We start from the raw sequence: 19,251 nt of genomic DNA, 5'->3' as shown, positions 1-19,251 counted from the left end.
AAAATAGCCGCGCATTCTAACAGGCATGGGGCCGTTGTGGCGCGACCGTCTGACGTCTGAGTCAGACTTTTGTCCGCCTAATTATTAGTTTCACTAATGCTAGTAGCTGAAAAAATCATATTTGCCGGTTTGACTCGTTTCGCGCAGGATGCACGACAAAATACGTCGGAATGCTACGCTCGAAAAAACCATGTATAAAAGTGAAAATCATTTTCATTGAATGCAGTAGCATCCCGTCCAGATCTCGTTGCACCGTCAAGCCCTAAGGAGCCCGCTTGTCCACGCCTGTCGAACCTTTGCGTTTGCTGCTGTTGGCCGATGAGCCGGAATGGGCTGCCTCGTTGCACGCGTGCATGCCCGCACTGGGTGGCAGCGCCGTGTTACTGACTGCGCCAAACTGGGAGGCGGTCGACAGCCTGTTCAGCCATGATCGTCAGGCCGTCGTGCTGGCAACACCCGCCTTGCAGCCCGCCCCCGGGCGTTGCGAGCTGCCGACTATTCTGCTGCTTGAACACGAGCCTGAGGCAGCGCCCAGCGCTGTCAGTGACTGGCTGGTGCGCGACCAGCTCAACGCCGATACCCTGCGCCGCTCACTGCGCCATGTGCGAGAGCGCGGGGTGCTGGTCGCCACCTTGCAGCGCCTTGCCGAGCAGGACCCGCTGACCGGCATCGCCAACCGCCAGGGCTTCCAGGCTTTGCTCAATGCACGCCTGGCCGAAAACGAAGGCCGTGGTGTCGCGCTTGGCCACCTGGACCTGGACAACTTCCGCCACGTCAACGACGCCCTGGGCCACCAGAGCGGTGACCGGTTGATCCTGCAGGTGGTGGCACGGCTGAAGCATCAGCTGGAGGCGGGCGACCAGCTGGCACGTCTGGGTAGCGACGAGTTCGCCCTGCTGATCGACACCCGTCGCGATGCCAACCGCGCCGAATGGATTGCCGAACGCATCGTCGAGGCCTTGGCAGAGCCCTACTGGATCGACGGCGAAAGCCTGCTGCTGGGCTGCAGCCTGGGCATTGCACATGCTCGCGCGCAGAGCGGCGCCGATCCGCTGATGTGGCACGCGCACATCGCCATGCGTCAGGCCAAGGGCAGCCAGGGCTGCACCTTCCATGTGTTCAACGAACGCATCAACCGCAACGCCCGCAGCCTTGCCGACCTGGAAAGCGAGTTGCGCCGCGCCCTGCGCCGCGATGAACTGGAGCTGCACTATCAGCCCCGCCTGAACCTGGCTGACGGGCGCATTGTTGGCCTGGAGGCGCTGGTGCGCTGGCGCCATGTCGAGCGCGGGCTGCTGCCACCCAGTGAGTTCGTGCCACTGGCCGAGCAGAGCGGCCTGATCGTGCCCTTGGGTTATTGGGTTATTTCCCGTGCCCTGCGTGACATGCAGGCATTGTGCGAGCGCGGCCTGGAACCGCTGCACATGGCGGTCAACCTGAGTTTTCGCCAATTCCAGGACAGCCAGCTACTGGCCACGTTGAGTCGCCTGATCCTCGAGCACGGTGTGGATGCCCGCTGGCTTGAGTTCGAGCTGACCGAGACGGCGGTGATGCGCCGCAACGAGGTGGTGCGCCAGACCATGGACGCGCTGGGCCGCCTGGGCGTGCGCTTCTCGCTCGATGATTTCGGCACCGGGTTTTCTTCGTTCGTGCACCTCAACAGCCTGCCGATCACCTTGCTCAAGGTGGACCGCAGCTTTGTTGCGGAAATGGAAATGCGTGAAGAGAACCGCAAGCTGGTACACGCCATGATCAACCTGGCGCACAACCTCAACCTCGAGGTGGTGGCCGAGGGTGTGGAGAGTGAAGAGCAACTGGCGTTGCTGCGCGGGTTTGGCTGCGACCAGGTGCAAGGCTTCCTGGTCAGCAAACCGCTACCGATAGGGGAATTGATGGCGTATTTGCTGCAGGCGCCCGGACGCCAGTTGGAGGCTGTCCTTTAGGGCCTCTTCGCGGGCACGCCCGCTCCCACAGGGACCGCGCAATCCTGTGGGAGCGGGCGTGCCCGCGAAGAGGCCCGGAAGTCAGGCCGAAACAGCAGCTTCTGTACGAACCCCCGCCTTCCCCAGCAACCGCTTCATCCGCCACTCAAAGCCAAAGGTCAGCGCCACCGCCGCACATGCCAGCCCCAGCGCCAGCCCCCACCAGATCCCTACTGCACCACCACCCAGGGTAAAGGTGAACAGCCAGGCACTCGGCGCCCCCACCAGCCAGTAGCACACCAGCCCGATCAGGAAGGTGGTCTTGGCATCTTTCAGGCCACGGATCGAGCCCATGGCAATCGTCTGCATGCCGTCGAACAGTTCGAACCACGCCGCCACCATCAACAACTGCACGGCCACCTGGAAGATCGCGGCAAAGGCCGGGTCATTACGGTCGATGAACAGCCCTACCAGTGCTTCGGGCAGCAGCAGGAACAGCGCGGCGAAGGCAAACATGATCATGGCCCCGAACCCGATGCCCACCCGCCCGGCGCTGCGCGCCGCCAGCAGGTTGCCAGCGCCGTAGTACAGGCCGACGCGCATGGTCACCGCATAGGACAAGCCCGTCGGCACCATGAATGCCGTGGACACGATCTGCAGGGCAATCTGGTGCGCCGCCAACTCGGTGCTACCCAGCACGCCCATGCACAGCGCGGCGAAGGCGAACAGGCCCACTTCCACCATGTAGGTACCGCCAATCGGCAGGCCCAGCCGCCACAGCTCGCGCAGGGCCGCCAGTGATGGGCGTGACAGGCCCTTGCGCAGCGGGTAGGCGGCATAGGCCGAATGCCAGCGGATATACAACGCCAAGGCAGCGGCCATGCCCATCGACACCACTGCAGTGACCAGACCGATACCCATCAGGCCCAGCTTGGGCAGGCCGAACATGCCTTCGATCAGTGCCACGTTGAACAGGTAGTTAAGCACTGTGCCGAACAAACTGATGACCATCACCGGGGTCGAGCGGCCCAGCGCGCTGGTGAAGCCACGCAAGGCCATGAAGGTCAGATAGCCGGGCAGGGCCAGTGGCAGCAGGGTGAGAAATTCGGCGGCCGAGGCCACGTTCTCGGGCTTTTGCCCGAAAAGCAGCAGCACAGGTTCAAGGTTCCAAAGCACCAGCGCGGCGAACAGCGCCAAGGCCCAGGCCAGCCACAGGCCGTTCTGCGCCAGCCGGGTGGCGCCCTCGATGTCGTTGGCACCCTTGCGAATGGCCACCAGCGTGCCGACTGCGGCGATCACGCCCAGGCAGAAGATCGATACGAACGAATAGCTGGCTGCCCCCAGGCCACCCCCCGCCAAGGCCTGGGGGCTGATGCGGGCCATCATCAGGGTGTCGGTCAGCACCATCAGCATGTGCGCCAACTGCGAGGCAATCAGCGGCCCGGCCAGGCGCAGCAAAGCCTTGAGTTCTGTGGTGGGCGCGACGTGCATGGGGGCAGTCCTTCATTCTGAGGTGATCAACGAAGGGCGATTCTGAGGCTTCGGTCAACTTTGCACAAAAGGATAAAAGCGATAGTTGGCATGAGTTGAACTCATGTATATAGGCTTCTCGGTGATTTGCCTCACACGCCCATATTGCAGGTGCCTCATGCCACGCCAGCTACCACCGCTGTATGCCCTGCGCGCATTCGAAGCTGCCGCGCGGCTAAGCTCCTTCACCCGTGCGGGCGAAGAGCTTTCTATCACCCAAAGCGCCATCAGCCGGCATATCCGTACGCTGGAGGAGCATTTTGCCTGCCGCCTGTTCGTGCGCAGTGGCCGCAGCCTGCAACTTACCGAAGCGGGGCGGGTACTGCTGCCGGGCGTGCGCGAGGGCTTCGCGGCGTTTGAGCGGGCCTGTGAAACCTTGTGCGGTGAAGACGAGATATTGCGCATGAAAGCCCCCTCGACCCTGACCATGCGCTGGTTGCTGGCGTGCCTTAGCCGCTTTCGGCATTTGCAGCCGGGCAATGAGGTGCAGCTGACTAGCGCCTGGATGGATGTCGACCATGTGGATTTCAACCAGGAGCCGTTCGATTGCGCGGTGTTGCTCAGCGACGGGGTATTCCCGCCGGAGTGGGAGGTGCGCAAACTGTTCCCTGAGCTGTTGATCCCGGTCGGCGCGCCGGACCTGCTCGACGAAGAACCTTGGGATGTACGTAGGCTGGCCTCTATCGAGCTGCTGCACCCTACGGTGGACAAGCGTGACTGGCGGGAATGGCTGGAGCGTATGGGGCTTGGCGACGAGGTGTCGCTCAAGGGCGGCCAGGTGTTCGATACCCTTGAGCTGGGCATGATTGCCGCGGCGCGTGGCTATGGAATATCCATGGGTGATTTGCTGATGGTGGCCGAAGATGTGGCGCAGAAGCGCTTGAGCCTGCCATGGCCGACGGCGGTGCCCAGCGGCATGGATTACTACCTGGTGTGGCCGCGCACCCGGCGAGGCGGCGAGCGGTTGCGGCGGTTGAGTGCGTTCCTGGAAGGCGAGGTGGCGGCAATGGATTTGCCGGATGTGGAAATCCTGCCGCCTCTTTGATCACCTGCACCGGCCTCTTCGCGGGCTCGCCCGCGAAGAGGCCGGTGCAGATTTACATCGAGCCCAGGTTCAACGCCTGTGCGCAGGCCTGCAGCGACCGGCGCTCGCTTTGCGCATACAGCGCCAGCTCATCCTGTACCTGCAACCCCAGCGCCGCTTCGAACGCTTCGCGGTTGGCGTTGCTGCCGTATTCGGCCTGCGCATCGTCACCCAGGTTGGACTGGAAGATCCCCGCCGCACTCACCGGCAGGAAGTCCTCGTACACCAGCGCCTCGAAGTGCACGTGGCCCGCGTCGATCAAGCCTTGCAGGGTGGTCGGGCGGCCTTCCTGGTCGCGTGCGGCCAGGCCTTTCTCGGTGGCGAAGTAGCGGAAGTACGCCAAGCCCTGTTCACGCATCTGCGCCAGGTCATCCGGGAATTCGGCAAAGTTTGCCTGCAGCAGCGCCATGTAACGCTCGGCATTGGCTTCGGCCGGAGCGCCACCCAGCGCAGCGCGGGTAGCGTCGAGCAACTTGTCGTAAAGCTGGCGACCTTTCGGCGTCAGCGCCGCGCCGCGTTGCTCGATTTCGCCAAAGCGCGCGGTGTGGCTGCCTTCGCGGCCTTGCTGGTCGCGGAAGGCGACCGTTTCCTGCAGGGCCTTGAAACTGGTCTGGCGCAGCAGGATCGGGTGGCGGCGGGTGGGCGGGCCTTCAACCACGGCCTTCGGCGGGATGCCCTTGGCAGGCATGCCGAGCTGGATTGCATCGATATCCAGGGTACGCGGGGTCAGGTGGTTGATGTGCGGGCCCTTGAAGGCCACCACATCGGCGATCAGGCGGTGTTGGTCGTGCAGCTGCTGGTACTGCTCGGCCGTAACGGTAGCGTCCTGGTGCCAGCGGAAGGTGTGCAGCGCTTCCTGCACGAACGTCTCTGCATCCGCGGCGTCAAGGCCACCCTCGCGCTCACACTGGGCGATCAGTTCGAGGGCGCGGGAGGTGAAGATCTGGCGCTTGGCCAGGATGCTCTGTGCCAGCTCGCGCAACTGCGGGTTGTCGATCAGCTCCAGGCGCAGCAGCGAGGTGAACACACGGAACGGGCTGACATGCAGCGATTGCTCGTGCACCGCGCGGAAGGCAGTGGAATGCACCGGTACGCCAGCGGAGCTGAGGTCATAATAGCCGACCGGCTGCATGCCCATGACGGCGAACAGGCGGGCGATGGTGGCCAGTTCTTCGGCGGTGCCGACGCGGATGGCGCCGTGACGTTCCTGGTCCAGGCGCTCGATTTCGCCGGTCCAGCGCAGGGCCTCGGCCACTTCGGGTTGCTGGGCCATGACCTGCTGGTTGATTTCGCTCACCAGCTCCAGCAGCGTGCCGTACAGCGGCACTTCCTGTTTGTACATGAGCGACATGGCGGCAGAGAACTGCGCGCGGATGCTGTCTGGGCTGACGAAATCGTTGGCGGGCATCGCTAGCTTCCTGGTTGGGTTCGGACGCTTACATGAAAGCTGGGAATGCACTTTGCTCACAAGCGAAAAAAAGTGAGTGTGTCATTCCTTTTTTGATCGACCTCGACGGCCCTTTCGCGGCTAAAGCCGCTCCTACAGGGACCGTGCAAGGTTGGGGTCTTGCGCAGGGCCCCGTAGGAGCGGCTTTAGCCGCGAAGAGGCCCTCAAGCCTGAAGCTGTTCGTGGATCCACTCCACCAGCGCCCGCACCTTGGGCACCTCCGCCGCATGTTCAGCGTACGCCAGATAGTGCGCCCCGGCACTGCGCATCGCATGGTTCCACGGCACCACCAGGCTACCGTCGGCCAGTTCCTTCGCCGCCAGGTAGCGCGGCACCAGCGCTACCCCGCACCCGGCCTGTGCTGCGCTCAACGCCATATAGAACGTATCGAAGCGCGGCCCGTGGTAGGCGCTGACGCTCTGCAGGTCCTGCTCCAGGAACCACTCATGCCAGGCCTCCGGGCGCGAGGTGCTTTGCAGCAGCACCAGCTCGGCCAGCTCCTCGGCACCGGCCAGCTTGCGCCCGGCCAGCAGCTCTGGCGCACACACCGGCACCACCTCTTCGCGAAACAACTCCACGCAAGTGGCCCCCGGCCAGGTCCCCTGGCCATAGAAGAACACCACGTCAGCCGAGCCTTGCAGCAGGGCGAACGGCTCCATTTCGTTGCGAATGTCCAGGTGGATATTGCTGTGCCGTTTGCCAAACCCCTTCAGGTGCGGGATCAACCAGCGCACGCCAAAACTCGGTTGAGTGGCTACCTTCAATATCTCGGTCTGCTCGCCGTAGGTGAGTACGTAGCGGCTGGACATGTCCACCTGGGTGAGGATTTTGTTGACCTCGGCCAGGTACAGGCTGCCGGCTGGGGTCAGCTGCAAGCGCCGGCGGATGCGCAGGAACAGGTGGTGGCGCAGCATGTCTTCCAGCTGTGCCACCTGCTTGCTGACCGCGCTCTGGGTCAGGTGCAGTTCCTCAGCGGCACGGGTAAAACTCAGATGGCGGGCTGCAGCTTCAAAGCACTGCAGGGCGGTCATGGAGGGTACCAGGCGTTTTGACATAGCGGTCTCTGCGGCTCAAATCATTACCTGACGGAATGATATGCGGAATAAAGGTCGTTTGTTGTACCTATGTGATCGGATTAATACTGATCCACATCATTTTTCCACCCCATCACCGATGTAGGAGATGCACAAATGGTTGCTGGATTGCTCGAGCGCCTTGGCGTTGCCGCCGAGGCTTACACCCAGGGCGACTACCCTGTTCACACGCCGATCGACGGCAGCCAGATCGCCTCGGTGAAACTGCTCGGCAAGGCCGAGACCATCGCCCGCATCGATCAGGCCCAGAGCGCTTTCGAAGCCTGGCGCAGTGTGCCTGCTCCGCGCCGTGGCGAACTGGTGCGCCTGTTCGGCGAAGTGCTGCGTGAGCACAAGGCCGACCTCGGCGAGCTGGTCTCGATCGAAGCCGGCAAGATCACCCAGGAAGGCCTGGGTGAAGTGCAGGAAATGATCGACATCTGCGACTTCGCCGTTGGCCTGTCGCGCCAGCTGTACGGCCTGACCATCGCTTCCGAGCGCCCGGGCCACCACATGCGTGAAACCTGGCACCCGCTGGGTGTGGTCGGCGTGATCAGCGCCTTCAACTTCCCGGTTGCCGTGTGGGCCTGGAACACCGCCCTGGCCCTGGTGGCCGGCAACTCGGTGGTATGGAAACCGTCCGAGAAGACTCCGCTGACCGCCCTGGCCTGCCAGGCGTTGTTCGAAAAAGCCCTGAAAGCCTTCGGCGATGCTCCGGCTGGCTTGGCACAACTGGTGATCGGCGGCCGTGAAGCTGGCGAAGCCATGGTCGACGACCCGCGCGTACCGCTGGTCAGCGCCACCGGCAGCACCCGCATGGGTCGCGAAGTCGGCCCACGCGTTGCTGCCCGCTTCGGCCGCAGCATCCTGGAACTGGGCGGCAACAACGCCATGATCCTGGCCCCGAGCGCCGACCTGGACCTGGCCGTGCGCGGCATCCTGTTCTCGGCTGTCGGCACTGCCGGCCAGCGTTGCACCACCCTGCGCCGCCTGATCGTGCACCGCTCGATCAAGGACGAAGTGGTTGCCCGCGTCAAAGCCGCCTACGGCAAAGTGCGTATCGGCGACCCACGTAAAGACAACCTGGTCGGCCCGCTGATCGACAAGCAGTCGTTCGACGCCATGCAGGGTGCACTGGCCAAGGCCCGTGACGAAGGTGGCCAGGTATTTGGTGGCGAGCGTCAGCTGGCCGACAAGTACCCGAACGCCTACTACGTTTCGCCAGCCATTGCTGAAATGCCGGCGCAAAGTGACGTGGTGCGCCACGAAACCTTCGCACCGATCCTGTACGTGCTGGCCTACGACGACTTCGAGGAGGCCCTGCGCCTGAACAACGAAGTGCCACAAGGCCTGTCGTCGTGCATTTTCACCACCGACATCCGTGAAGCCGAGCGCTTCCAGAGCGCTTCGGGCAGCGACTGCGGCATCGCCAACGTCAACATCGGTACCAGCGGCGCCGAGATTGGCGGTGCGTTTGGTGGCGAGAAGGAAACCGGCGGTGGCCGTGAGTCGGGCTCGGATGCCTGGAAAGGCTACATGCGTCGCCAGACCAATACCGTGAACTACTCGCGCGAGCTGCCGCTGGCGCAGGGTATCGTGTTCGACTGATGTATTGATGCTGCATGGCCGGGGGCCTGGCCCCCGGTTCGCGGGTAGACCCGCTCCTACAGGGTTCGTCCAAGCGACACCGACCCCTGTAGGAGCGGGTTTACCCGCGAATGGGCCGCCCTGCGGCCCCAACAAGAACAAATTGCTGGAGCCGGCCATGTCCGAACTGCGTCAACAATGCTTGTGGGAACACGTCAGCAAACCGACCGTCGCCGCCCAGGCCCTGGCCGGTGAGCACAAGGCCGATGTCTGTGTGATCGGCGGCGGTATTACCGGCCTGTCGGCGGCCATCCACCTGCTCGAACAGGGCAAGTCGGTGATCGTGCTGGAGGCCTGGAAGATCGGCCACGGTGGCTCCGGGCGCAACGTCGGCTTGGTCAACGCCGGTACCTGGATCCGCCCCGACGACGTCGAGGCCACCCTTGGCCAGAAGCAGGGTAGCCGCCTGAACAAGGTGCTTGGCGAAGCCCCGGCTGAAGTGTTCGCCATGATCGAACGCCTCGGCATCGACTGCCAGGCCCAGCACAAAGGCACGCTGCACATGGCGCACAACGCCACCGGTATCGCCGACCTCGAAGCGCGTCACGAACAATGGCGCCGCCGAGGTGCCGACGTCGAGCTGCTGACCGGTGCCCAATGCCAGGAATACTGCGGTACTGACAAGATTTCCGCTGCGCTGCTTGATCGCCGTGCTGGCACCATCAACCCCATGGGCTACACCCAGGGCCTGGCGGCTGCCGTGGCGCGCCTGGGCGGCAAGATTTTCCAGCAGTCTTCGGTCGAAGGCCTGGAGCGTGAAGGTGATGGCTGGCGAGTGAAGACTGCGCGTGGCGCTGTGCGCGCCGAAAAGGTGGTGATTTCCACCGGCGCCTACACCGAAGGTGACTGGAGCAACCTGCAGAAGCAGTTCTTCCGCGGTTATTACTATCAGGTAGCCTCCAAACCGCTGCAGGGCATCGCAGCCGACAAGGTACTGCCACATGGCCAAGGTTCGTGGGACACCCGCACCGTGCTCAGCAGCATCCGCCGCGACGATCAGGGCCGCCTGCTGCTCGGCAGCCTGGGGCGGGTCGACAACAAGCCAGCCTGGTTCGTGCGCAGCTGGGCCGATCGCATCCAGAGCCACTATTACCCGGAGCTGGGCAAGGTCGAGTGGGAAATGCACTGGACCGGCTGCATCGACTTCACGCCTGACCACCTGATGCGCCTGTTCGAGCCGGCGCCTGGGTTGGTGGCGGTGACCGGGTACAACGGGCGCGGTAATACCACCGGCACCGTGATTGGCCGGGCGTTTGCCGAGTTCCTGCTCAAGGGCGAGGCGGACAGCCTGCCGATTCCGTTTTCGCCGATGAGCGGTGTGAGCGCGCCTTCGCTGCGGACGGCGTTCTATGAGTCCGGCTTCTCGCTGTACCACGCGGGGCAGTGCCTGAGGGTTGTGTTGTAAGTACTGGCCTATTCGCGGGTAAACCCGCTCCTACAAATTGTTCACCGCCTGAGAGGGCTATGGTGAACCTGTAGGAGCGGGTTTACCCGCGAAGAGGCCAGCACAGGCTTACTTGTGCAGCCAGCTGAGGAAGCCACCTTTCTTGATCAGGGCCGGCTTCTGCAGCAACAACGACTCCCGGCTCTGCCGCCGGAACCGCTGCAATTTGCTCAACGCCGTCTGCACTTCGCCACGCTGCTGCAAACAGCTCTTCACCTGTTCCTTGTCGATCCGGTACAGCACGCAACTGGTCAGCGTGCGGAATTCGGCCAGCGAATCTTCGTCGTCGATGATCCCCTCGATCCCCAGCACCTCTCCCGGCCCCATGCGCCCGGCCTCCAGCCGCTTGTCTCCGTCGCGCACCGAGGCCGATACCACACCGCTGCCAATCACCAGCAGATGATCGGAATGCTCGCCCACCTCCAGGATCACCTGGTCCGCCAGGTACTCGACTGCAGTCATGCGCTGGCTCAACGCATCGCGCTCTTCATCACTTAGCGAGCGGAACACTCGAACCTCATCCAGCACCTCGCGCTGGCGACTGCGCGGCGGCACAGCCAGGTCGACGTTCCACATCACCCCGCTGGCCTCCAGATGCCGGTGCGCCAGGTCGAACAACTGGTTACGTGCATCGCCCTTGGTGCCCGCATCGGCCACGAAGCCGCTGGCCTCGTACTCCACCGACTCCAGAGTCGAGGCCTTTACCGTCACCTTCGGCTTCGGGGTCGCAAGGATGGCACTGACGCCCTGCAAGGCTTTTTCCAGCGCATCGAACACACGCTTGGGCCGCACCTTGGCCGGGACCACCACGCTGATCGATACCCCGTGCACATCGGCCGGGCGACTGTGGTTGAGCAGCCGCGCCTTGGCCGCCACCGAGTTGGGGATTACCGCCAGGCTGCCGGTACCGGTCAGCAGGCGCGTGGCGCGCCAGTCGATGTCCAGGACCTTGCCTTCGGTGCCGTCGATGGAGATTGAGTCGCCAATCTGATAGGGCCGCGTGGTGTTCAGCACGATGCCGCTGAAGACGTCAGCCAGTGTGCTCTGCAGCGCCAGGCCGATGACGATGGCCATTACCCCGGAGGTGGCCAGCAGGCCCTTCACCGGCAGTTGCAGCACGTAGCCTGCGGCCGCGACCACGGCGGCGAGGAAGATCAACGCCCCCAGCACATCCTGCAGCAAGCGCCCGCCATGGCTGCCACGGGCCACCAGCAACAGGCCGAACACCACGGTCACCGTGCGCGCACCGAACAGCCACCAGCCGATGGCCAATACCGTGGCCATCAGGTTGCGCGAGAGATCGTCGGGCCACGGCGGTGGTTGCAGCGGGCTCATGCCGGCGGCCATCAGCACCGCGCTGAACAGCAGGAAGATCACCAGGCGCGCGCTGATGCGCCAGGCATGACGCTGAATGGGGATCAGTTGCCAAAGCACGAGGTCGAGCAGGATCAGGGCGCAACCGAGCAACAACGGGGACGACTGGATGAACGCCAGCATGGTGGTCTCGGGGGTGAGGGGAGGGCTGTGGGTAGTAATAGAGCAGGTTTGCCGGGCAGGCAATGCAAGCCTGTGCTGGCCCCTTCGCGGGTTTGCCCGCTCCCACAGGTAAAGCGCTGGTTTTGAACCTTGTGCGATCCCTGTGGGAGCGGGCGAGCCCGCGAAGAGGCCAGCAAAACCAACGCCAATCTATCGTTCCTAAAACAGAACGCTAAAGCCAAAAACCGCTATCTACCGCTCCAAAGGTGATGGTTTTAATCTTCTCCCATCAACGCGAAACACCCAACTTACTGAACATCAAAACCCTTAGGAGCTACCCCCATGACCCACTTCAAATACAACCGCCTGAACAAAGACGACGCCGCCGTACTGCTGGTCGATCACCAGGCTGGCCTGCTGTCCCTGGTCCGCGACATCGAGCCGGACGCGTTCAAGAACAACGTGCTGGCCCTGGCCGACCTGGCCAAGTTCTTCAACCTGCCGACCATCCTCACCACCAGCTTCGAGCAAGGCCCCAACGGCCCACTGGTGCCAGAACTGAAAGCCCTGTTCCCGGACGCCCCGTACATTGCCCGCCCTGGCCAGATCAACGCCTGGGACAACGAAGACTTCGTCAAGGCCGTGAAGGCCACTGGCAAGAAGCAACTGATCATCGCCGGCGTTGTGACTGAAGTGTGCGTAGCTTTCCCGGCCCTGTCTGCCTTGGAAGAAGAGTTCGACGTGTTCGTGGTCACTGATGCTTCCGGCACCTTCAACGCCATGACCCGCGACGCCGCCCACGACCGCATGAGCCAGGCGGGTGCGCAATTGATGACCTGGTTCGGCGTGGCCTGTGAGCTGCACCGTGACTGGCGCAACGACATCGAAGGCCTGGCCGCGCTGTGCTCCAACCACATCCCGGACTACCGCAACCTGATGACCAGCTACAACGCCTTCAACGCCAACAAGTAAGCGCAAACGCCGCGGGCACCGCCAATCGGTGCCCGCCCAGGGCAGCACACCTATCCAATCCAGCGCCCGTCCGCCGTTGCACAGTGGATGCGGGCAAGCTCATCCCAAGGAACGCCGATGAACACCGCACTCCATGACAACCGCGAAGTGGTGACCGTATGCCTGCAACACAAGGTGCTTGATAGCTCGCCGGGCACCCCCGCAGCGCAACCGCCGCGCTGGAAACAGGCGCTGCTGACCTACCTGGTGATCTGCCCGATGACCATGGTCATCCCGCAACTGCTGGCGCCGCTGTTTGCACGCTTCCCGCAACTGGGCGGCGTGATCACCGGCAACCTGATCGTCAACCTGTTCGTCATCCTGCCCGTGGTGTTCTACATCATGCCTTGGGTAACCCGCCGCTGCGCCAACTGGCTGCGCGGCTGAGCCGACGCCTTCACCTCGAAACGTTCAAGGAGATACCGCTATGAGCACGTTCGTTACCCGCGATGGCACTTCGATCTATTTCAAGGACTGGGGCAGCGGCAAGCCCGTGCTGTTCAGCCACGGCTGGCCGCTGGATGCCGACATGTGGGATTCGCAGATGGAGTTCCTGGCCAGCCGCGGTTACCGCGCCATCGCCTTCGACCGCCGGGGTTTCGGCCGCTCGAGCCAGCCGTGGAACGGTTACGACTACGACACCTTCGCCGATGACATTGCCCAGCTGATCGAGCACCTCGACCTGCGCGACGTCACCCTGGTGGGCTTCTCGATGGGGGGCGGTGATGTCAGCCGCTACATCGCCCGCCACGGCAGCGAGCGGGTGGCCGGGCTGGTGTTGCTGGGCGCGGTGACGCCAGTATTCGGCAAGCGTGAGGACAACCCTGACGGTGTCGACCTGTCGGTGTTCGAGGGCATCCAGGCCGGCCTGCGTGCCGACCGCGCGCAGTTCATCGCCGATTTCGCCACGCCGTTCTACGGCCTGAACCATGGGCAGCAGGTGTCCCAGGGTGTGCAGACGCAGACCCTGAACATTGCGCTGATGGCGTCAATCAAAGGCACCCTGGACTGTGTGACGGCCTTCTCGGAGACCGATTTCCGTCCCGACATGGCCAAGGTCGATGTGCCGACGTTGGTGATCCATGGCGATGACGACCAGATCGTGCCGTTCGAGACCACCGGCAAGCAGGCGGCGGAGCTGATTCGCGGTGCCGAGCTGAAGGTGTATGCCGGGGCGCCGCACGGTTTTGCAGTGACCCATGCGCAGCAGCTGAATGAGGACTTGCTGGCGTTCCTTCAGCGGTAATGGTGGGAAACATTCGCGGGTAAACCCGCTCCTACAGACGTTGTAGGAGCGGGTTTACCCGCGAAGAGGCCGGCCCAGGCAGCAAAAAGCTTGACCAGGACTAACCTTCTTCAACCCACCGCACATCCATTCAAGCCCAGGCCTTGCATCAACCGGCATGCTTCGCAGTCCCCCTGCCGGCCCCTAGTCGGAGAAGCCCATGTCCCAGGATCGCAACGACAAGACCCGTCGCCAGTTCCTCGCCACCAGCACTGTGCTCGGTGCCGCTGGCGCGCTCTGGTCCGCATTGCCTTTTACCGGCCAAGCCGGTTCCGCTCACGCATCCACGCAAGGAGGTTCCATGACCGCCGACCTGATTCTGTTCAACGGCAAACTGCACACCGTTGACCGCGAAAAGCCCACCGCGACCGCCGTCGCCATCAAGGACGGCCGCTTCATCGCCGTGGGCAGCGACGCCGAGGCCATGGCCCACAAGGGCGCCGCCACGCAAATCATCGACCTCAAGCAGCGCACGGTGATCCCGGGCCTCAATGACTCGCACCTGCACCTGATCCGCGGTGGCCTGAACTACAACCTCGAACTGCGCTGGGAAGGGGTGCCGTCGGTGGCTGATGCCCTGCGCATGCTCAAGGACCAGGCCGCGCGCACGCCAACCCCGCAGTGGGTGCGGGTAGTCGGTGGCTGGAACGAATTCCAGTTCGCCGAAAAACGCATGCCCACCCTGGAAGAAATCAACCAGGCTGCGCCCGATACCCCGGTATTCCTGTTGCACCTGTATGACCGCGCGCTGCTCAACCGCGCTGCGCTCAAGGCCGTCGGCTACGACAAGAGCACCCCGAACCCGCCAGGTGGCGAAATCCAGCGTGACAAGTTCGGCAACCCGACCGGCATGCTGATCGCCCGCCCGAACGCGATGATCCTCTACGCCACGCTGGCCAAGGGGCCTAAGCTGCCGCTGGAGTATCAGGTCAACTCCACTCGCCAGTTCATGCGTGAGCTCAACCGGCTGGGCCTGACCAGCGCCATCGACGCCGGTGGCGGCTACCAGAACTTCCCCGATGACTACTCGGTGATCCAGGAGCTGGCCGACAACAACCAGCTGACCGTGCGCATCGCCTACAACCTGTTCACCCAGAAGCCCAAGGAAGAACTGGACGACTTCAAGAAGTGGACCTCCAGCGTCAAGCTGCACAGCGGCACCGATTTCTTGCGCCACAATGGCGCGGGCGAAATGCTGGTGTTCTCTGCCGCCGACTTCGAGGACTTCCTCGAGCCGCGCCCGGACCTGCCGCAGACCATGGAAGAAGAACTGGAGCCGGTGGTGCGCCACCTGGTCGAGCAGCGCTGGCCATTCCGCCTGCACGCCACCTACAACGAATCGATCACGCGCATGCTCGACGTGTTCGAGAAGGTCAACCGCGACATTCCATTCAACGGCCTGCCCTGGTTCTTCGACCACGCCGAAACCATCACCCCGCAGAACATCGAGCGCGTGCGTGCGCTGGGCGGTGGTATTGCCATCCAGGACCGCATGGCCTTCCAGGGTGAGTACTTCGTCGACCGCTACGGCGCCAAGGCCGCCGAGCAGACCCCGCCGATCAAACGCATGCTCGAGATGGGCGTGCCGGTGGGCGCGGGTACCGATGCCACTCGGGTGTCTAGCTACAACCCATGGACCTCACTGTACTGGCTGGTCAGCGGCAAGACGGTCGGTGGCATGGAGCTGTACCCGGAAGGCCTGAGCCGTGACACCGCGCTGCAACTGTTCACCCAGGGCAGCGCCTGGTTCTCCAGCGAGCAAGGCAAGAAGGGCCAGATCAAGGTGGGCCAGCTGGCTGACCTGGCAGCATTGTCGCTGGACTTCTTCAGTGTCGATGAAGAGGCGATCAAGGGCATCGAGTCGGTGCTGACCATCGTTGATGGCAAGGTGGTGTACGGTGCTGGCGAGTTCGACAAGCTTGGCCCGCCGCAGGTGCCGGTGCTGCCAGAGTGGTCGCCGGTGACCAAGGTACCTGGGCACTGGCGTGTCGGTACGCCATCGTTGGCAGCCGCGGTGCACCAGTGCTCGGGGCCGTGCGGAGTGCATGCACACAGCCATGACAAGGCGCGCAAATCGAGTGTTCCGGTCAATGACTTCCAGGGCTTCTGGGGTGCGCTGGGCTGTTCGTGCTTCGCGTTCTAAGGTGAGCTGATGTGAAGAACGGGGGCCAATAACTGGCCCCCTTTTTTGAGTTTTCAGTGCCGGCCCTTTCGCGGGTAAACCCGCTCCTACGGGCGGGTTTACCCGCGAAAGGGCCGCAAAGGCCAGCATCAATGGTGAGCCTTATGCTCCCCGCCAGCCAACAAATGCCGAATCCGCACTTCAACCCCATCGGTCTGCAGCATCCTGACCCGCGCCTCGATCTTCAGTTCACCACGGGTCACCCGGTGGTGATGCCGCAGATGCTCCAGCCACGATTCCTCGAAGAAGAACTCCAGCCACAACGCCGGATCAGCACTGTCCCGCATCAACCCCCACGACAATGCGCCATTGCGCTTGCGCATCGCTTCCAGCTCCCGCGCCGCCTGCTGGAAGGCCTCGGCCTTGGTGGGGGCGATGTGGTACTCGACGGTGACCATCACCGGTCCGACTTCCGTGTCCATGTCATCGCTGAGCACCGGCACCGGCCAATGCAGCGACGGCGTCAGCTCCTCTGCCTCGGTTTCCGGCAGCGTCACCTTGCAGGTCAGCAAGGTACCCAGCGCCAGGCCGCCTGCGGCCAGCAGCAGGCTGAAGGTGATTGTTGCATGGCTGGCCAGCGTGCCCCACAGCAGGCCGCCACAGGCCATGGCGCCGAAGAAGATCAGAATGTATACCGACAAAGCCCGCGCCCTTACCCAGGCGGGCACCGAAGTCTGCGCAGCCACCTGCAGGTTGGACAGCACCGCGATCCACGCCGCGCCACTGAGCAGCATCGCGGGCAGCAGCGCATAGAAGTTGCGCACCAGCGCCAGGGCCAGCAGGAACAGGGCATACAGCAGGCTGGCCAGTAACACCAGGCGGTCACGGCTGATGCGCTCACGCAGGCGCGGCAGCAAGGTGGCACCCGCCACTGCGCCAATACCGATGGCCGCCAGCAGCAGGCCGAAGTCCGCTGCGGTGCCGCGCATCTCGCCACGCACGATCAGCGGCAGCAGCGAAGTGCCGGCGCTGGCGCAGAAAAAGAACGCCAACGCGCGTAGCATCACGGCCTGCAAAGGCTTGGCGCTGCGGGCAAAGCGCAGCCCAGTGCGCATGGCGCCAACGAAGCGTTCGGCCGGCAGCAGTGGTTCCTTCACCTCGCGCTTCCACAGGAACAACACCAGGATCACACCCGCGAACGAGATGGCATTCAGGGCAAAGGTCAGCCACGGGCCGACCATGCTCACCACCACCCCCGCCAGTGCCGGGCCGATGGCCCGTGACACGTTGATGCCGACACTGGAAAGCGCCACCGCGTTGGCCAGGTCCTCCTTGCCCACCAGTTCCGGTGTCAGTGCGCTCCACGCCGGCATCATCAGCGCTGTACCAATGCCCAGTGCCAGGGTCAGCACCAGCAGCAAGGTGACGTTCATCATCCCGAGCAACGTCAGGGCCGCCAGCACAACCGCTACGCAAGACATCCACAGTTGCACCAGCAACAGGTAGCGGCGTTTGTCGACGATGTCCGCCGCTGCGCCAGCCGGCAGGGCCAGGAAGAACATCGGCAGCGAGCCTGCTACCTGGATCAACGCCACGTGCAGCGGGCTGGCCGACAGTGTGGTCATCAGCCAGCCGGCGCCCACCTCGTGCATCCAGGTGCCGATATTGGAGGCGATGGTGGCGATCCACAGCATGCGGAAGGTGGTGTTGCGCAACGGGCTCCAGGCACCTGAAGGTGATGTGCTCATGTCAGAAGCTGCCTTTGAGTGGGTATTCGATGATCAGGTAGATGCGGTCGATATCATTGCCCGCCTGGGCCTGGTTGGCGCGGTGGCTGACGTGGGAGAACGACAGGCTCAGGTCCTTGGCAGCCCCCGACTGCACCACGTATTTCAGGTCGATGTCGCGTTCCCAGTGCTTGCCGCCGTCGCCGTACTGGTTCACGTACGCGCCGCCCGCAGGCGCATGGCTGCCGTCGATGCCGCGGCCGCTGACATAGCGGCCCATCAGGCTCAGGCCAGGTGCGCCGAGGGTGGCGAAGTTCAGGTCATAGCGCAGTTGCCACGAGTGCTCGCCAGGGCCGTTGAAGTCGGCGTACTTGATCGCGTTGGCCAGGTAGATGGCGTCGCCGCCGACGAAGTCGAACGGGGTGTCGCCCTCGACCTTCTGGTAGGCCAGGCTCAGCGCCTGGGTGCCGAAGCTGTACCTGGCCAGCAGGCTGTAGGCGAGGGTGTCGATCGCCCCGGCGCTGGCGTTGCCGGTGTCGCGGGTTTTGTACAGGTTGCCGTCCAGGTGCCAGTTGCCCTCGGCCACGTTCAGGTTGAGGTAGGCCTGGCGCCAGGTGTTTTCCAGCTGCCCGGCATACAGTGCGGCGCCGAACGGCCCGTTGGGTGCGAAGGTGGCACCGGCCAGGCTGATGGCCCGGTTGTGGGTGGTCGCGCCGTAGCCGCTGAAGTCGTCGTGGGTGGAGCTGTTGTCCTGGTTGTTGAAGGCAGTGAAACGCCCGGCCTGCAGGCGCCAGTCGGGCTGGTCGGTGTTTTCCACCCACCAGCCGGTGGCGTATTCCGGGTGCAGGCGTTTGTCACCGGTGTCGAACACCGGGGTTTCCACCATCATCTCGCCATAGCGCAGTTGGGTGTTGCCTAACTGCATTTTGAGCGCGGCACCGGCGCTGGAGTACTCGGACTCGGCGCGGCCATCGCTGTCGCGTGGCAGCAGGCCGGTGCCGCTATGGCCGCGGCCGCCGTCGAGCTTGAGGCCAAGAAAGCCATGGGCATCGATGCCGACGCCGACAGTGCCTTCGGTGAAGCCGGAACGCACCTCGCCGATGAAGCCTTGGGCCCATTCCTGGCGGTAGTTCTGACCGCTGCCGGAGGGCGAGCGGAAGTCACTGTGCAGGAAATAGTTGCGGCTGAGCAGCGAACAGCCGGGCGCCTCGGCGTGGCTCAGCGCCGGCCAGAGGGCGAGGGTGGCGAGCAGGGCGCGGCCTGGTCCGTGAGTGGCGCGGATCATGAGGGGCTCCGGGGGATGATCCGGGAGTGTGGAAGAAGAGTAGACCCAAGGTCTTGTAAGGGTGTGCTGGGTGGGGATTTGCATTACCTGTACCGGCCCTTTCGCGGCTAAAGCCGCTCCTACAGGGCCACCACCGGCCCCGAGCCTTGTGCAATACCTGTGGGCGCGGGCAGGCCCGCGAAGAGGCCGGCTCAGCCA

General features: G+C 63.8%; 14 protein-coding genes. 8 read left to right on the top strand and 6 right to left on the bottom strand.

The window, feature by feature from the left end; genetic code table 11:
* The first annotated feature begins 275 nt into the window (after positions 1-275).
* The gene (locus REH59_RS27985) at positions 276-1,943 is read left to right on the top strand and encodes a putative bifunctional diguanylate cyclase/phosphodiesterase (RefSeq protein WP_014860504.1); all 1,668 of its coding nucleotides are present in this window, start codon (positions 276-278) and stop codon (positions 1,941-1,943) included.
* An 81-nt stretch (positions 1,944-2,024) separates the two neighbouring features.
* Here the strand turns inward: REH59_RS27985 and REH59_RS27980 are convergent, their stop codons facing one another.
* Positions 2,025-3,413, bottom strand: coding sequence for a NorM family multidrug efflux MATE transporter (locus REH59_RS27980; protein ID WP_121784208.1), 1,389 nt, complete (start codon positions 3,411-3,413; stop codon positions 2,025-2,027).
* A 157-nt stretch (positions 3,414-3,570) separates the two neighbouring features.
* Between REH59_RS27980 and REH59_RS27975 the strand changes: the two genes are divergently transcribed.
* Positions 3,571-4,497 (top strand): LysR substrate-binding domain-containing protein, encoded by a 927-nt coding sequence (locus tag REH59_RS27975; RefSeq protein WP_014860501.1) that lies wholly within the window; start codon positions 3,571-3,573, stop codon positions 4,495-4,497.
* 52 nt (positions 4,498-4,549) lie between these two features.
* Here the strand turns inward: REH59_RS27975 and REH59_RS27970 are convergent, their stop codons facing one another.
* Both REH59_RS27970 and REH59_RS27965 read right to left on the bottom strand, forming a co-directional pair.
* A complete protein-coding gene (locus REH59_RS27970; protein WP_004575228.1) occupies positions 4,550-5,944 on the bottom strand; it encodes a 2-oxoadipate dioxygenase/decarboxylase HglS in 1,395 nt (464 codons plus the stop codon).
* Between the two features lie 203 nt (positions 5,945-6,147).
* On the bottom strand, positions 6,148-7,038 hold the full coding sequence (locus REH59_RS27965) for a LysR family transcriptional regulator (protein WP_003253545.1): 891 nt from the start codon (positions 7,036-7,038) through the stop codon (positions 6,148-6,150).
* Positions 7,039-7,173: 135 nt separating this feature from the next.
* Here REH59_RS27965 and REH59_RS27960 point away from each other — a divergent pair, with 135 nt between their 5' ends.
* Both REH59_RS27960 and REH59_RS27955 read left to right on the top strand, forming a co-directional pair.
* Positions 7,174-8,664 carry an aldehyde dehydrogenase family protein gene (locus REH59_RS27960; RefSeq protein ID WP_014860499.1) on the top strand — a complete coding sequence of 497 codons (1,491 nt, stop codon included), beginning with the start codon at positions 7,174-7,176 and terminating at the stop codon, positions 8,662-8,664.
* A 157-nt stretch (positions 8,665-8,821) separates the two neighbouring features.
* Positions 8,822-10,108: an NAD(P)/FAD-dependent oxidoreductase gene (locus tag REH59_RS27955; RefSeq protein WP_014860498.1), complete on the top strand. Its 1,287-nt coding sequence runs from the start codon at positions 8,822-8,824 to the stop codon at positions 10,106-10,108.
* Between the two features lie 108 nt (positions 10,109-10,216).
* Here REH59_RS27955 and REH59_RS27950 read toward each other — a convergent pair whose 3' ends face one another.
* Positions 10,217-11,644, bottom strand: coding sequence for a mechanosensitive ion channel domain-containing protein (locus tag REH59_RS27950; protein ID WP_003253551.1), 1,428 nt, complete (start codon positions 11,642-11,644; stop codon positions 10,217-10,219).
* A 321-nt stretch (positions 11,645-11,965) separates the two neighbouring features.
* Here REH59_RS27950 and ycaC point away from each other — a divergent pair, with 321 nt between their 5' ends.
* The 4 genes from ycaC to REH59_RS27930 all read left to right on the top strand — a co-directional run bounded on the left by ycaC (position 11,966) and on the right by REH59_RS27930 (position 16,062).
* On the top strand, positions 11,966-12,595 hold the full coding sequence (ycaC, locus tag REH59_RS27945; protein ID WP_003253552.1) for an isochorismate family cysteine hydrolase YcaC: 630 nt from the start codon (positions 11,966-11,968) through the stop codon (positions 12,593-12,595).
* Between the two features lie 117 nt (positions 12,596-12,712).
* The gene (locus tag REH59_RS27940; RefSeq protein ID WP_003253554.1) at positions 12,713-13,021 is read left to right on the top strand and encodes a hypothetical protein; all 309 of its coding nucleotides are present in this window, start codon (positions 12,713-12,715) and stop codon (positions 13,019-13,021) included.
* 40 nt (positions 13,022-13,061) lie between these two features.
* Positions 13,062-13,880, top strand: a complete 819-nt coding sequence (locus REH59_RS27935) for an alpha/beta fold hydrolase (protein ID WP_003253555.1) — start codon at positions 13,062-13,064, stop codon at positions 13,878-13,880.
* A 199-nt stretch (positions 13,881-14,079) separates the two neighbouring features.
* Positions 14,080-16,062: an amidohydrolase gene (locus REH59_RS27930; protein ID WP_098089554.1), complete on the top strand. Its 1,983-nt coding sequence runs from the start codon at positions 14,080-14,082 to the stop codon at positions 16,060-16,062.
* Between the two features lie 128 nt (positions 16,063-16,190).
* On the opposite strand, the gene REH59_RS27925 is transcribed toward REH59_RS27930, so the two are convergent.
* The gene (locus REH59_RS27925) at positions 16,191-17,789 is read right to left on the bottom strand and encodes an MFS transporter (protein ID WP_014860495.1); all 1,599 of its coding nucleotides are present in this window, start codon (positions 17,787-17,789) and stop codon (positions 16,191-16,193) included.
* Between the two features lies 1 nt (position 17,790).
* Positions 17,791-19,053, bottom strand: coding sequence for an OprD family porin (locus tag REH59_RS27920; protein WP_320450374.1), 1,263 nt, complete (start codon positions 19,051-19,053; stop codon positions 17,791-17,793).
* Positions 19,054-19,251 lie beyond the last annotated feature (198 nt).

This window comes from Pseudomonas sp. BO3-4 (assembly GCF_034044115.1).
In the GTDB taxonomy this organism is placed as follows: domain Bacteria; phylum Pseudomonadota; class Gammaproteobacteria; order Pseudomonadales; family Pseudomonadaceae; genus Aquipseudomonas; species Aquipseudomonas alloputida.
The sequence above is the reverse complement of the archived record's forward strand: the minus strand, read 5'-3'. Positions and strand labels throughout refer to the sequence as shown.

Bases quoted from the DNA above. Each gene is read 5' to 3' on its own strand.
- REH59_RS27980 (WP_121784208.1), bottom strand. From the start codon at position 3,413: ATGCACGTCGCGCCCACCACAGAACTCAAGGCTTTGCTGCGCCTGGCC.
- REH59_RS27975 (WP_014860501.1), top strand. From the start codon at position 3,571: ATGCCACGCCAGCTACCACCGCTGTATGCCCTGCGCGCATTCGAAGCT.
- REH59_RS27970 (WP_004575228.1), bottom strand. From the start codon at position 5,944: ATGCCCGCCAACGATTTCGTCAGCCCAGACAGCATCCGCGCGCAGTTC.
- REH59_RS27965 (WP_003253545.1), bottom strand. From the start codon at position 7,038: ATGTCAAAACGCCTGGTACCCTCCATGACCGCCCTGCAGTGCTTTGAA.
- REH59_RS27960 (WP_014860499.1), top strand. From the start codon at position 7,174: ATGGTTGCTGGATTGCTCGAGCGCCTTGGCGTTGCCGCCGAGGCTTAC.
- REH59_RS27955 (WP_014860498.1), top strand. From the start codon at position 8,822: ATGTCCGAACTGCGTCAACAATGCTTGTGGGAACACGTCAGCAAACCG.
- REH59_RS27950 (WP_003253551.1), bottom strand. From the start codon at position 11,644: ATGCTGGCGTTCATCCAGTCGTCCCCGTTGTTGCTCGGTTGCGCCCTG.
- ycaC (WP_003253552.1), top strand. From the start codon at position 11,966: ATGACCCACTTCAAATACAACCGCCTGAACAAAGACGACGCCGCCGTA.
- REH59_RS27940 (WP_003253554.1), top strand. From the start codon at position 12,713: ATGAACACCGCACTCCATGACAACCGCGAAGTGGTGACCGTATGCCTG.
- REH59_RS27935 (WP_003253555.1), top strand. From the start codon at position 13,062: ATGAGCACGTTCGTTACCCGCGATGGCACTTCGATCTATTTCAAGGAC.
- REH59_RS27930 (WP_098089554.1), top strand. From the start codon at position 14,080: ATGTCCCAGGATCGCAACGACAAGACCCGTCGCCAGTTCCTCGCCACC.
- REH59_RS27925 (WP_014860495.1), bottom strand. From the start codon at position 17,789: ATGAGCACATCACCTTCAGGTGCCTGGAGCCCGTTGCGCAACACCACC.
- REH59_RS27920 (WP_320450374.1), bottom strand. From the start codon at position 19,053: ATGATCCGCGCCACTCACGGACCAGGCCGCGCCCTGCTCGCCACCCTC.